10 protein-coding genes and 1 pseudogene are annotated in these 16,227 nt (G+C 21.5%); 3 read left to right on the top strand and 8 right to left on the bottom strand.

Annotated elements, in window-relative coordinates; translation table 11 throughout:
• Nucleotides 1-739: 739 nt before the first annotated feature.
• The gene (locus AB4W75_RS00955) at nt 740-1,795 is read right to left on the bottom strand and encodes a GMP reductase (RefSeq protein WP_367679593.1); all 1,056 of its coding nucleotides are present in this window, start codon (nt 1,793-1,795) and stop codon (nt 740-742) included.
• Nucleotides 1,796-1,929: 134 nt separating this feature from the next.
• Here AB4W75_RS00955 and AB4W75_RS00950 point away from each other — a divergent pair, with 134 nt between their 5' ends.
• Complete coding sequence (locus AB4W75_RS00950; RefSeq protein WP_367679592.1) at nt 1,930-2,076, top strand: hypothetical protein; 147 nt, start codon at nt 1,930-1,932, stop codon at nt 2,074-2,076.
• Nucleotides 2,077-2,965: 889 nt separating this feature from the next.
• Here AB4W75_RS00950 and secA read toward each other — a convergent pair.
• From secA to truA, 6 genes and pseudogenes are all read right to left on the bottom strand, one after another.
• A complete protein-coding gene (secA, locus tag AB4W75_RS00945) occupies nt 2,966-5,518 on the bottom strand; it encodes a preprotein translocase subunit SecA (protein ID WP_367679591.1) in 2,553 nt (850 codons plus the stop codon).
• 665 nt (nt 5,519-6,183) lie between these two features.
• Nucleotides 6,184-7,731: a 2-isopropylmalate synthase gene (leuA, locus tag AB4W75_RS00940; RefSeq protein WP_367679590.1), complete on the bottom strand. Its 1,548-nt coding sequence runs from the start codon at nt 7,729-7,731 to the stop codon at nt 6,184-6,186.
• A 418-nt stretch (nt 7,732-8,149) separates the two neighbouring features.
• Entirely contained in the window at nt 8,150-8,755 is a 606-nt protein-coding gene (gene leuD, locus AB4W75_RS00935; RefSeq protein ID WP_367679589.1) for a 3-isopropylmalate dehydratase small subunit, read from the bottom strand.
• Nucleotides 8,756-8,774: 19 nt separating this feature from the next.
• Nucleotides 8,775-10,175 (bottom strand): 3-isopropylmalate dehydratase large subunit, encoded by a 1,401-nt coding sequence (leuC, locus tag AB4W75_RS00930; RefSeq protein WP_367679588.1) that lies wholly within the window; start codon nt 10,173-10,175, stop codon nt 8,775-8,777.
• 2 nt (nt 10,176-10,177) lie between these two features.
• Entirely contained in the window at nt 10,178-11,269 is a 1,092-nt protein-coding gene (gene leuB / locus AB4W75_RS00925) for a 3-isopropylmalate dehydrogenase (RefSeq protein ID WP_367679667.1), read from the bottom strand.
• A gap of 233 nt (nt 11,270-11,502) precedes the next feature.
• A pseudogene (gene truA, locus AB4W75_RS00920) lies at nt 11,503-12,275 on the bottom strand (tRNA pseudouridine(38-40) synthase TruA).
• A 457-nt stretch (nt 12,276-12,732) separates the two neighbouring features.
• Between truA and dksA the strand changes: the two are divergent.
• Nucleotides 12,733-13,188 carry an RNA polymerase-binding protein DksA gene (gene dksA / locus AB4W75_RS00915; protein ID WP_367679587.1) on the top strand — a complete coding sequence of 152 codons (456 nt, stop codon included), beginning with the start codon at nt 12,733-12,735 and terminating at the stop codon, nt 13,186-13,188.
• A 380-nt stretch (nt 13,189-13,568) separates the two neighbouring features.
• Nucleotides 13,569-14,786: a polynucleotide adenylyltransferase PcnB gene (gene pcnB, locus AB4W75_RS00910; protein WP_367679586.1), complete on the top strand. Its 1,218-nt coding sequence runs from the start codon at nt 13,569-13,571 to the stop codon at nt 14,784-14,786.
• A gap of 305 nt (nt 14,787-15,091) precedes the next feature.
• On the opposite strand, the gene hpt is transcribed toward pcnB, so the two are convergent.
• Nucleotides 15,092-15,625 (bottom strand): hypoxanthine phosphoribosyltransferase, encoded by a 534-nt coding sequence (gene hpt, locus AB4W75_RS00905; RefSeq protein WP_367679585.1) that lies wholly within the window; start codon nt 15,623-15,625, stop codon nt 15,092-15,094.
• Between the last annotated feature and the right edge of the window lie 602 nt (nt 15,626-16,227).

The following is a 16,227-nucleotide window of genomic DNA, read 5'->3' as shown; positions in this document are numbered from 1 at the left end:
TATAAATAAAATATAATTATAAAAAACTATATAAATATAATAATAAAATAAATAATATTAATTAAAATATAAAAATATTATTATTAAATAATAAAATTTTTACTATTAAAATTAAAATTGAAATTATATTATTTTTATTACTTATCATATTTCATATATTAAATTAATTTACAAAATAATTATTTTTAGCATTTTGAATAAAATTCATATAAATAATTTTGTATCATATATTATATATATAAATTATTTAATAATAACAAATTTAGCATTTAATTTAATAAAAATGATAAATTTTATCTTTTATTTTTTCATGTAAAATATTTGTATTTATATTATTTAATTACAATTTAACATATTAAAAAAATAGCATTTTACTACAAAAAATTGTATAATTATTAAAAACAAAAGAAAAAGTTTATATAAAAATAATTTATTAATAATATTAATTGTAAAACAAAATAAAATAATGAATGTATTCATATATTAATTACATTAATATTAAATAAATTTTTATTAATTTAAATTAATAAAAATATAAAAATTTTATTCATCACTTATAATTATAAAAAAAAAATTAATAAAAATATTAAATATATTATTAATATAAATGTAATTCAATAAGTTATTATTGATATGTAAAATTTTTTTTAATAAAAATATCAACTATTAATATTTATCAATATAAATTAATTAATACATTTATTACTGATATATATAAAATAATACACATATTTTATATTTATGTAATAAAATCATTATGATTAAAAATACAATTTTCTTGTTCTGAAACAAGAACAAAAGTAGTACGTTTAGTTAATTCTTTTAAATGTTCTGCTCCAACATAAGTACACGCTGAACGTAGTCCTCCTAATATATCATTAATAGTAATACTTACCTCCCCTCTGAAAGGCAATTTAACAATTTTCCCTTCAGTAGTTCTGTACTTTGCAATATTTCCAATATATTTATTCATAGCTAATTTAGAACTCATACCATAAAAAATTATAAATTTTTTTCCATGCTCTTCAATTATTTCACCTTCACTTTCTTTATGACCAGCTAACATACCACCTAACATTACAAAATCAGCACCTCCTCCAAATGATTTAGATAAATCTCCAGGAACTATGCAACCTCCATCACTAATTATTCTACCTCCTAAACCATGAGCAGCATCAGAACATTCTATGACAGCTGATAATTGAGGATATCCAATACCTGTTTTTTTCCTTGTAGTACAAACTGACCCTGGACCAATTCCTACTTTAATAATATCAGCACCAGATAAAATTAATTCTTCTACCATTTCTCCAGTTACAACATTACCAGCACAAATTGTAATGTTTGGAAAGGAATCTCTAGACTTTTTTACAAATGAAACAAAATGTTCTGAATAACCATTAGCTACGTCGATACAAATATATTTTAGTTCATTTGATAATTCTAAAATATTCTTTATTTTTTTTAAATCAGAATCCGATGTACCAGTAGATACCATAACATAATGAAGTAAATGAGAAGGAACGGAGTCCACAAAATTTTTCCATTGAGTAATAGTATAATATTTATGTATTGCAGTTAATATTTTATATTTAGCTAATACTTTAGCCATACTAAAAGTTCCTACAGTATCCATATTCGCAGCTATAATTGGTATACCTGACCAAATCATACGAGAATGCTTAAAAATAAATTGACGAACTAATTCTACTTGCGATCTACTTCTTAAAATAGATCTTTTTGGACGTATTAATACATCTTTAAAACTTAATTTTTTATCTTCTTCAATACGCATAGTTATATGTTCCAAAAATTATAATGTAAAAATATATTAATTGAATAAACATAAACGTATAAAAATATACATAGAATTATTAAATAATACATTAATCTCAATTGTTTCATTTATATAAAATAAGTTAATTTAATATGACTAATTCAATAATAATTATAAGCTATATTGTAACACTTACTGTAGGTATTGGTAGTGGTAAAATTATCATTATTAATTTATTTAAAAATTTAGGAATTCATGTAATTTACTATGATGAAATATCTAAAAAAAATGCAATTTAATTAATGCAATATTAAATAAAATTATAAAAAAATTATTGCTTAAATAATAAAACTAACTAGTGAAATCAATGATATATTTTATATATACAATATTTAAACTTTAATAGTTATAAAATATAGTTAAAATAACTGTTCTATCTTAAAAATACCATATAAATTAAAAAAAAATAAATTTAACTAATTCAATTTAATATTTACAAATAACAATTTTATTTCTAGAAAAAGAAATTATATAAAATATTAAATCATATATTAATTATTAATGTTTCTATTAACACTTAGATTAAAAAAAATATAAAATAAAATCAAATTAATTCTGAATAAATAAAATATACAATATCAAATAAAAAAAAAAATATATATTTCTCACAATATTATTATCCATAACATTAATAAAAATCAAATACATATATATAAATATTACAAATAGATGATAATAAATTTGATAAAAACAATATTTCATAAATTATAATAGACAAATATATATACTTATAACTTAATGTTAATTAAGTTATATATAAACATATATATGTTATTTAATAAAAAAATTGAAAGTTATATTAAATTATAATTTAATAATATATAATCATTATACAATTGTTAAAATTGTACAAAATCTAATTTAAACATATTTATATAATTAATAAAAATTGCATTATTAATGATAAAATATTATTTTATTTTATTCATTAAAAAGAGAAAATAATTTAAAATTACATAAAATAACTAAAAGATCCTATAATAAAACTAAATATTAAATTCTCATTGAAATATATATTATTCAAAAAAAATTAATATATATATATTTAAACATATTTAAACATAAATTTATAAATCAAAAATAATATTAAATTTAATAATTATATCATCATTATAATTTACTGCAAAATTAATATATTTTATGTATATTTTGTTTAAAAACTGTTTGAGAACTACTTATTGATTCTATAGATATAGAAAATAAAACAGATAATACTTCATACTTAAAATTATAAATCATAGCATTAAACAACATAAAAGATTCACGTATATATTCTTGTTTAGGATCTTGTTGAGCATAACTTCTTAAATGTATTCCTTGTTTTAAATAATCCATATCTGATAAATGTTCTTTCCAAAAATTATCTACAGTAGTTAACAATAATAATTTTTCAAATTTTCTGAAATCCTTAACATCAACTATACTTCTTTTATTATAGTAAATTAATTTAATTTCATCCGTTATATTTTTTATAATAATAGATTTATCTTTTTTTATAAATTTATTCAATAATTTTAAAATATGTAAATATAAGTTGAAATCTTTTTCTAAACAATTTTTCAAAACATGAATATTCCATGTCCTGTTTACATGATCATAAGATAAAAAATTATTAATTACTTGACTAAATACATCATCTATAAAATTTAATATAATTGAACTATGATCATGATCATCAATAAATGTATTTCTATGATAATAAATTACACGACGATGCTGATTAATAACGTTATCATATTCTAATATTTGTTTTCTAATATTAAAATTTCTATTTTCTAATTTTTTTTGAGCATTAGAAATAGCCTTAGTAACCCAACTATGTTCAATAGATACTCCAGATTTCATACCTAATTTTTTCATCATATTAATCGTTTTTTCAGAAAGAAATATTTTCATTAAAGAATCTTGCATAGATAAATAAAAACGTGAAGAACCACAATCTCCTTGACGACCAGATCGACCTCTTAATTGATTATCAATACGTCTAGACTCATGTCTTTCAGTACCGATAACATGCAAACCTCCTACATCTAACACTAATTTATGTAATTTTATCCAATTTTTCTTCAAATTTAATATTTTACATAAATTTAATTGATTTTTTTGATTAAAATTATCGTAATCAATATTACCTCCTAATACAATATCTGTACCTCTTCCAGCCATATTAGTAGCAATTGTTACTGATCCAAGTTTTCCTGCTTGAGCAATAATTTCCGCTTCTTTCATATGATATTTTGCATTCAATACATTGTGTTTTATATTTAATTGCCGTAATTTATTAGAAATAATTTCAGATTTTTCAATAGAAATAGTACCAACTAAAACTGGTTGTTTTTTCTTTATACATGATTTTATATCATTTATAATTGCATTAAATTTATCTTCTTCTGTCATATATACTAAATCTGGTAAATCATTACGAATCATTGGAGAATTAGTAGGAATAACAATAGTATCTAAATTATAAATTGTATATAATTCTAAAGATTCTGTATAGGCAGTACCTGTCATACCAGATAATTTCTTATATAAACGAAAATAATTTTGTAAAGTAATAGTAGCAAGTGTTTGATTTTCTTGTTGTATGAACACTTTCTCTTTAGCTTCTATGGCTTGATGTAAACCATCTGACCAACGTCTGCCAGGCATTATACGACCAGTATGTTCATCTACAATAATAACTTTATTATTTTTTATAATATAATCAATATTTTTAAAAAATAACTTATGTGCTCGTAAAGCTGTTGTAATATAATACATTAATGCAATATGTTGAGATGAGTATAATAATTTCTTTTCTGTAATAATTTCTTGATCAACTAATAGTTGTTCAATTTTAATTAAACCTCGTTCTGTTAAATAAACTTGACGAGACTTTTTATCAATAGTAAAATCGCCTTTCCCCTGGAAATTCTCCGAATCATCTTGTTTTTGCTGAATTAGTACATGAATAATTTTATTTATTTTAACGTATATATCAATATTTTCTTGTATAGGTCCAGAAATAATTAATGGTGTACGAGCTTCATCTATTAATATTGAATCAACTTCATCAACTACAGCATAATATAATTTTCTTTGCACACGTTCACAACTAGATAAAACCATATTATCTCTAAGATAATCAAATCCATATTCATTGTTTGTTCCATATGTAACATCTGATAAATAAGCCAAACGTTTATCTTTCAAACTCATTCCTGGCAAATTCAATCCTACTGATAAACCTAAAAATTCAAATAATGGTGTATTTTTATTTGCATCTCTCTTAGCTAAATAATCATTCATAGTAACAACATGTACTCCATAACCCATTAAAGAATTTAAATAAATAGGTAAAATTGAAGTTAATGTTTTACCTTCACCAGTTTTCATTTCAGCTATACAAGACTGATGTAATACGATACCTCCCATTAATTGTACATCAAAATGACGCATTCCAAAAATTCGTTTACTAACCTCTCGAACTGTTGCAAAAGCTTCAGGTAACAAATCATCTAATTCTGTACCATTATAAATAGCATTTTTAAATACTTTTGTTTGATTTTGTAACTCTAAATCAGAAAATTGTTTAAATTTATATTCTAAACTATTAATAATATCAACTTTTTTTTGTAATCGAAGAATAATTCGACTGTTCCGATTGCCAAACATTTTAATTAATAATTTACCTAACATATCGTTCTCATTAAAATTAAATATTTAATTTTTTATAATTTTATTAATATATTAAATATATATCAATATAAAATAAATATGATTTAAATATAAAATATTAAATTCATAATAAATATGAATAATTATATTATGAAAATATCAATATATATACATTCTATATGTATAATTCAATTATAAATAATAATATGCATTAAAATAAATATAATTAATTAATATTAATTATAATTAACATACTATATTTAATTAAATTATTTTTTATAAAAAAAAAATAATGTTTATAATATATTATTAATACTAATATTAATTTAAAATATATATAAAATAATTTATATATAAAAGATAAAAATTACTAAAAAATAATTTTAATTATATATATTTAATTAATTTATAAACATATTTAAATAAAATTTTTATAATTTATATATAAATATAAAAATAATAAAATTAACAATAAAAATATAGAAAAATTAATTTTATAAAAATCCATTATATATATAAAACAAATTAATTATTTATTCCATAAAGAAAGAATAAATATTTATAAAATAACGTATACATTATTATTACAATAATTTATAGATAGTTTCATAAAATGAAAAACTATCTATAAAAAAAAAATTAATTAAATTTATCTTAAATTTAATTCATATAAAATCATTAATACATTATTTTTTTAATATTTTTAATTTATTTATTACTTGATTAGAACACCATATAGAATTAAATATACTAATAAAAGCATTAGCAGACGCAATCAATAAATCTCTAGAAGTACCCTGTCCTTGAAAAAAACGACCATTATAATCTACTATAATATCAACTTGAGAAATAAGAGCTTTACCTAATCCTGTCGAAGATAAATAAAATTTTTTTACTGAAAAAGTATATTGCACAATTTTTTGTAATGCTTGATATACTGCATCTATAGGATCATAACACGAATTTGCAGATTTTTTTATTTCTTTACTATCACATAGTACAATAATTATAGCCGTATAACTACCGTTTATATCAGATTGAATATGCAAACTTTTAAGAAAAAAAATATCTAAATTTTTATATTGATCATCACAAAAAGCTAATTTTTCTAATTCATAATCAAATATTTTTCCTTGTTTATCAGCTAAATGTAAAAATGCATCATATAATTTGTTAATATCGTATTCATGTTCTTTGTAACCCATTTCATTCATTCTATGTTTCACAGCAGCTCTTCCAGATCGAGAAGTTAAATTAAAAGGTACTTTTTTTAAACCTATACTTTCTGGAGAAATAATTTCATAATTTTTTCTATTTTTTAATATACCATCTTGATGAATTCCAGAAGAATGAGCAAAAGCATTATTACCAACAATAGCTTTGTTTGAAGCAATATCCATACGACAAATTTTACTAACTATTCTACTAGTAGAATAAATTTCTTTTAAATTAACGTTTGTAAATACTTTCAACAAATCTTTTCTTGTTTCTATAGTCATAACAACTTCTTCTAAAGCAGTATTACCTGCTCTTTCTCCTATACCATTTATTGTACCTTCAATCTGTCTAGCTCCTGACTGAATAGCACTAATAGAATTTCCTACAGCCATTCCTAAATCATTATGACAATGTACAGAAATTACTGCTAAATCAATATTAGGAACTTTATTAAATAACAAATGAATAATATTTCCAAATTCTTGAGGAACAGTATAACCAACGGTATCTGGTATATTTATAGTAGTAGCTCCTGCTTTTATCACTTGTTCTACAATCAAACAAAGATGATCCATAGAAGTACGACCAGCATCCTCGCAAGAAAATTCAATATCATCTGTATATTGAGTAGCTCTCTTAATAGATTTCACAGCCATATTCATAATTTCTTTAAAATTTTTTCTTAACTTTGATTCCACATGCAATTTAGAAGTACCTAAAAAAAGATGAATTCTAAACTTTTCAGCTGTAGACATAGCTTCAGCAGCAATATCAATATCTTGATCTAGACAACGAGATAAACTACATACACGACTAGATTTAATAACACTAGAAATTGATTTTACAGATTCATAGTCACCAGGTGATGAAATTGGAAAACCAGCTTCTATCACATCAACACCCATCTTTTCTAATGATAATGCTATTTTTAATTTTTCTTTAACAGTTAAACTTGATTGTAATGCTTGTTCACCGTCTCTTAACGTTGTATCAAAAATTATAATTCTTTCTTTCATATATATACCTACTTTAATTTTATAAATTTATGAAATACAACATTAATATATAATTTTTATAAAATAAAAATTAAATTACTCAATCACGAATATTTATATTCATATAAAAAGATATTATGAAAGGATACAGAGATTCAGATAATAAAAACTGAATCTCTATTCAAATATTTAAATAATTAATTAATTGAAAATATAATTATATTTATATAAATAAATTTAATATTAAATATATATTTAATATCAAAATACAGTTATAGTATATAACTATATAAATTTTATAAAATAGTTATATCATTTTATATAACTATTCATTTTTAATATTTAATTCAATTATACTGAATAAAATTATTTTATAATTAAATAAATATAATAAAATTTCAATAATATATATATTACTTTTTAAATAATTATTTTATTATTAACGAATAAAAAAATTAGGTATATTTTTTTCATAATTTTTTATTAAATCTTGATTATTCATAGTTAAATCAATACTATCTAATCCATTTAATAAACAAAAACGATGAAAACAAGGAATAGAAAAAAAATATTCTTTATTATTAATTATAACTTTGTTATATTTTAAACTGACATAACATGTTATTCCTAAATTTTCATGTACTACTGAAAATATATTATCAATTTCTTGTTCTGTTAACGTTATTAATAACAAATGATTATTAAAACTATTATTATAAAATATATCTGCAAAACTCACTGCTATAATAACTTTAAATCCATAATCCATCAGTGCCCAAACTGCATGTTCTCTAGAAGATCCACATCCAAAATTATTTCTTGCTAATAAAATACTAGAATTCCTATAATATTCTTTATTTAATATAAAATCATAATTTTCTTTCTTTCTTTGAGAATCTAAAAATCTCCAATCATGAAATAAATATTGACCAAATCCTTCCCTTGTAACATGCTGTAAAAATTGTTTAGGAATAATGGAATCTGTATCAATATTAGAAATATTTAAAGGTGCAATAATACCAGAATGTTGTTTAAATTTATTCATAACATTAATTATTATCTCTTTACATTAATTGTCTAACATCAACAAACTTTCCAAAAATAGCAGCAGCTGCTGCCATAGATGGACTTACTAAATGAGTCAAACCACCTCTACCTTGACGACCTTCAAAATTCCTATTACTTGTTGAAGCACATCGTTGACCTACTTCTAATCTATCATTGTTCATTCCTAAACACATTGAGCATCCAGGTAATCTCCATTCAAAACCAGAATTAATAAAGATTTTATCCAATCCTTCATTCTCAGCTTGTTTTTTTACTTGTTTTGATCCAGGAACTACAAGAGCAGTAACACCAGGTGCAACTTTATGATTCTTTATTATTGAAGCAGCTAAACGTAAGTCTTCTATTCTAGAATTAGTACAAGATCCTATAAATACTTTATCAATAGTAATATCAGTTAATTTAGTACCAACTTTGAGTTTCATATAAGACATAGCATATTTTGCTGATTCTCTTTCAACACAATTTTTAAAAGTATGTAACATAGGTACTCTTTGAGTAATAGAACAAACTTGTCCTGGATTCGTCCCCCAAGTAACTTGAGGTTCTACATCAGTGATATCTATTAGAAACGATTTATCAAAAGATGCATCAGAATCCGATTTTAAAGTATTCCAAAAGTCAACTGCTTGATCCCAATTTTTATTCTTAGGAGAAAAATTTTTATTCTGTAAATAATCATATGTAATTTGATCTGGTGAAATAATTGCCGATTTAGCACCCATTTCAATTGCCATATTACATAAAGTCATTCTTTCTTCCATAGTAAAATTATTAACTACGCTTCCTGTAAATTCTATTACATACCCTGTTCCTATAGAAATTCCAAGTTTCCCTATAATACTTAATACTATATCTTTAGACGTGATTCCTTTACCAACAATTCCTTCTAATTGTATTTTCATATTCTTAGAACGATTTTGTTTTAACGTTTGCGTTGCTAATACATGTTCTACTTCAGAGGTACCTATTCCAAAAGCTAATGCACCAAATGCACCATGAGTAGAAGTATGAGAATCCCCACAAACAATTGTCATACCTGGTAATGTTAAACCTTGTTCTGGTCCAATAACATGTACTATTCCTTGACGAGAACTATATAAATCATATAATGTTATATTAAAATCAATACAATTTTTAATTAAAGTTTCCATTTGATGTTGTGCTTTAACACCAGAAGCCTGAATTTCTCCACTAATAGTAGAAACATTATGATCCATAGTAGCAAAAGTTTTTTTCGATTGTCTAACAATTCTATTATTCTTTCGTAATGAAGAAAAAGCTTGAGGAGATGTAACTTCATGAATTAAATGTAGGTCAATATATAATACAGGTGATTCATTTTCTGATTGATATACAATATGTTGATCATATAACTTTTGGTATAAAGTTCTACCCATAACTACTCCTTGTTTTGTAAATAAAAAGCAATCTTATTACCCATTTCTTGAGTACTAATATAGTTATTTTGATTAGTAATATCAAAAGTTCTATAACCATTTTTTAATACTTCATTAACAGACCATTCTATATCTTCAGCAATATTATATAGTTGTAAACTATATTTAAATAACATAGATAACGATAAAATTAAAGCAATTGGATTAGCAATATTTTTCCCAGCTATATCAGGAGCAGAACCTCCGGCTGGTTCGTATAAACCAAATTGCATATTATTTAAACTAGCTGAAGGTAACATACCTATTGATCCAGTTAACATTGCACATTCATCAGATAAAATATCTCCAAATAAATTAGAAGATAAAATTATATCAAAATCCTGTGGGTTTTTTATAATTTGCATACATGCATTATCTATATATAAATGTTTTACATTAACATCAGAATATTCTTTCGAAACTTTATTAACAACTTCTCTCCACAAAATGGATGTTTCTAAAACATTGGCTTTATCAATAGAAACAATGCTCTTTTTTCTAGTTCTCGCTAATTTGAAAGCTATTCTTGCAATTCGTTCTATCTCATAATTATAGTAAACTGCTGTATCAAACGCAAATTCTTGTCCATTTTTTTTTGTTCTTCCTTTTGGTCTTCCATAATAAACACCTGATGTTAATTCTCGAATACAAAGAATATCGAAACCTTTTGATGCAATTTCAGAACGAAGAGGTGATAAATGAACAAGATCTTTATGTAATTTAGCTGGACGTAAATTAGAAAATAAATTAAAAAATTTTCGTAATGGTAATAAAGCAGCTCTTTCTGGTTGTTCTTCAGTAGGAAGGTCATGCCATTTTGGTCCACCTACTGCTCCAAAAAGAATTGCATGAGAATTTTTACATCCAATTAAAGTTTCCTCTGGTAACGCAATTCCATATTTATCAATAGCTTTTCCCCCAACATCATATTCCTTTAAAATTAAATTTAAAGAATATTTTTTTTTAACTACCTCTAAAATTTTATATCCTTCACGAATAATTTCAGGACCAATACCATCTCCTGATAAAACTGCAATTTTATAATTATTCATTATCATACCTTACTATATGCCATTAAGTTAATTTTTAAAAATATTATATTAATTACGAATATAACTATCATAATAAAATAAACAAAAGAAATTATAATATTTAATATCTAAATATCATTTTAAACAAGTAATTTTTCAATCATAAAAAAATATATTTTCAGTAATTATTATTACTATAAATATTAACGAGATCTATAAAAATAAATAATTTTTTTAAATAAAAATAAATCATTTTTTTAATTAAGATTAAAATAAGATGGATATTGAACATATATTAAATACAATCCTTTTGCTGAAGCAGTATGTCCACATAATTTTCTATCTTTACTTTCTAAAACAGTTTTCATCCAAGCTACACTTTTTTTTTTAATCCAATTTCAATTAATGTACCAACAATATTACGAACCATATGATATAAAAAAGAATTAGCTTCAATATCTATAATAATTATAGAATTTTTTTTAATAATATTTATTTTTTTTATATTACGAAACGAAGTATTTGACTGACATCCTTTAGCTCGAAAAGCACTAAAATCATGTTCTCCCAATAAGTATTGTCCTCCTAAATACATATTTTTTACATCTAAATTATGAACAATATGACAAATAGAATGCATAAATATTGCCGATCTACAAGAATAATTATAAATTATATATCTATATACACGAGATAAAGCGCTATATCGAGCATGAAAAAATAAAGGAACTTGTTTAATCCAACGAACAACAATATCAACTGGTAAATATGAATTTACTCCTAATAACCAAGAAATATCTTTTCTTATAGAAACTGTCTCAAAATGAACTATTTGACCTATACTATGTACTCCAGAATCAGTTCTTCCTGCACAAACTACAATAATCTGATGATTAGCAACTAAAGATATCGCTTTTTCTAATTCTTCTTGTATACTAATTTTATTTTTTTGTTTTTGCCACCCATGATAGCTATTACCATTATATTCCACACATAACGCAAATTTTATTATTTTATTATTTACAATCATCAACGTATCCATAAAAACAAACAACGTAATTACTATATTTAATTAAATTAGTTGTAAAAAAAATTAAACTTTATATTCATATACAAATAAAATATCAAAAAAAAAATCTTATTATTTCTATCCTCATAATATTTAATAATTATTTATTATTATATACAATATTTTTATTCCTAATATTATTCAAAATAATTTAAATTATACAATATATAATGAATGTTATGATTTATATCATACATAAAAAACCCTATTTATGTATTTTATCAAAATAAAAAATAACTATGAAAATAAAATAAGCTATATTTTAATTAACTTATTATTTAGTATAATGTATGTTATTGCTCAATATATTAATATTAATTAAAAAAATTAATAAATTTTTATATATAAAAAAAAATAAATTTATTAATTATAATAAATACTTTTCATATTAATAAAACATAATTACTCGGAACTAATCATGAAAAAAATGGAAAATTATAAACATTCATCGTTAAGTATGTTGACTATAGCTGGAGTAAAACCTTACCAAGAAAAAAAAAATGAAACTTATATGAATCCAGCACAAATTAATCACTTTAAAAAAATATTAACAGCATGGAAAAACCAATTAAAAAATGAAGTATACCGAACTATATCCTATATGCAAGATGAAGCTACTAATTTTCCAGATCCAATGGATCGAGCTACACAAGAAGAGGAATTTAGTTTAGAATTAAGAAATAGAGATCGTGAAAGAAAATTAATAAAAAAAATTGACGTTACTTTAAAAAAAATCAACGAAAATAATTTTGGATATTGCGAATCTTGTAATATTGAAATAGGAATAAAAAGACTAGAAGCAAGACCAACCGCAAATTTATGTATAGATTGTAAAACGTTAGATGAAATTAGAGAAAAACAAATGTCTGGTTAAAAATTTAATATATATTATTGATCAATAATAATTCATGTCATTATTGATCAATAATAATATATTAATATTAATTCTTTCATTTATTCTAATATAAATTTTATGATTATTATAATCAATATTTACATATATTGATTATAATAATCATTATACAACATAAAAATAATAAAAAATGAATATTTATAAAATTTCATATATCAATATAAATATAAAATTATATTTTAAATTCATTTAAATTATCACTTAAAATATATTTTATTAATAATAGATATTAAAAAAAAAAGAACTATCAATATGTTATACTAATTTTTTAAAATATCAATTTAAATACAACATCTAATTCATTAGAAATATTATTGAATTTAAAATTAAAAATTAATTATATGAACATTATTACAAAAAAAAAATATCATATTACAAAAAAAAAAATTAGTACAAATGCTATTAAAGTATTACATAGATTAAAACAAACCGGTTATCAAGCTTATTTAGTAGGAGGTAGTGTAAGAGATTTAATATTAGGGAAGAAACCAACAGATTTTGATATTACTACTAATGCTACACCAGAACAATTGAGAAAAATTTTTCGCAATTGTAGACTGGTAGGTAAAAGATTTAGAATCGCTCATGTTATGTTTCGTACTGAATTTATAGAAGTATCTACTTTTAGAAGCAACAAAATACATATTTTACCACATCAAAATCATAAAAAACATAAAAAAAATATTAATGGTATGTTACTCAATGATAATATTTTTGGAAAAATAGAAGAAGATGCTCAAAGAAGAGATATAACAATTAATGCGTTATATTATGATATTAACACTAATTGTATCAAAGACTACGTCAAAGGCATGATAGATCTACAAAAAAAAACTATTCGATTAATAGGAGACCCAGAAACAAGATATAGAGAAGATCCAATAAGAATATTAAGAGTAATTCGATTTTCCGTACAATTAAATATGAAAATTGCAGAAAAAACAGCTGAACCAATTTCTAGATTATCCATGTTATTAAAAAACATTCCTTCAGCTAGATTATTCAATGAAATAGTAAAATTATTAAAAACTGGAGTAATATATAAAATTTATCAAAAAATACAACAATTTAATATATTACAATCACTATCACTATTTTCTAAAGTTAAATTAAATAATCACACTAAAAAATTAATTCAATTAATCAGTGTCAAAGCTTTAAAAAAAATTGACAAACAAATAAAACAAAAAATTAATAATACTTTAATACCAGAATTTTTGTTCTCCACTATATTATGGTATTTACAAAAAGAAGTTGCTTATACTGTTCAAAAAGAAAAAAAGATAGACAAAAATGAAGCTTTTTTACTCTCTATTAATAAAGTTTTATCAGAATTTTCTTCTTTATTAGCACTTCCCAAACAAGTGGTATTAACAATTAAAGAAATATGGAAAATTCAATTATACATAGATACATCACTTCATGATATTACTATTACTAAATTACCTAACAATAAAATATTTGATCAAGCATATCAACTACTATTGTTACGTGCAGAAACAGAAAAAGATATTAAATTATATACAACAGCTCAATTTTTAATTAATCAATATAAATAAATTATGGATAATAACATTTATATATAATTAATAATATATAACATGCAAAAATTAAATTATATTTTTATTAAAATTTATAAATGTTATAATAAATATTCAATTTAAATAAAAATCATAATAATTAATAATACATAAAAAAAATTAAAATAACTATTTATAAATCATTTTAAAAAACAAATAATATTCAATAATTATGTAAAATATAAATAAAATATTCATTTTGTAATGATCAAATATAGAAGTTAATCTATTTATGTTAAACAATCAATTAACAAAAAATTATATATTAATCCAAATAATATATTTTATTTAGAAAAAATAACTTTTCCAATATAAGGTAAATGACGATATCGTTGTGCATAATCAATTCCATAACCAACCATAAAACCATCAGGAATAGAAAATCCTACATAATCAGCACAAATGGTTACTTCACGACACTGTGGTTTATCTAATAAAGTACATACTGATAGTGATTTAGGTTCACGAACTTGTAAAATATTTAATACTTTTTTTAAAGTTAAACCTGAGTCTATAATATCTTCTACTATTAAAACATGTTTATTATAAATACTTTCGTCTAAATCTTTTAAAATTTTTATATCTTTAGAAGATACAATATCAATTCCATAACTAGATATAGTCATGAAATCTACTTCATGTGTAATTTTTATTGCTCTGCATAAATCTGCTAAAAAAATAAATGATCCACGTAGTAATCCTACCAATACAACTTTACTATGACTATTTTTATAATGAGTAGTAATTTGCTTTCCAAGTTCACTAATTCTAGCATGTAATTGTACTTCAGGAATAACAACTTTAATTTTATGTTTCATGAAAACTAAATAGTAAATAGTATAAAAACATTTTATTATTTTACTTGATTTTCATTCTTCAGACAAAGTTAATCTAGAAAAATATATATATATTGTATATATATAATTATTTAAAATTATATCAATATAATTAAAGTAATTTTATATCGCATAATATATAAAATTAATATTTTAATATAATCAATTACTTTATAAAATTAAATATATTCCATTAAATAACAAAATTTATGTATATCTTTGATTTGCACTTTATAGAAAATAAAATTAATATTGTACTGTTTATATCAATCTAATAATATCAAAAATTCCATAGAACAAATTAATCTATAAAATTATAACTATAATATATACATTTCATTTTTTTATAAATAATTTAATAAATAAACACAGTGAAAATTAGGTAAAATAAATAAATATATGGTAAAATTTTTCGTTTATAAAAAATATTTTAATATAATCAAATCTAACTAAAGTAAATAAAAAATCATTTTAATATCATTTTAAAAATCTATTTTTAAAATTCTATAATACAAATAATCTATTTTTAGATCAAAAAATCAAAATAATTATTTCTATAGTTATTATTAAAACTATAATGTAAT

The sequence above is a fragment of the Buchnera aphidicola (Eriosoma lanigerum) genome (assembly GCF_964059125.1).
GTDB lineage: Bacteria > Pseudomonadota > Gammaproteobacteria > Enterobacterales > Enterobacteriaceae > Buchnera_D > Buchnera_D aphidicola_C.
This window is presented reverse-complemented; position numbering and strand designations above follow the sequence as displayed.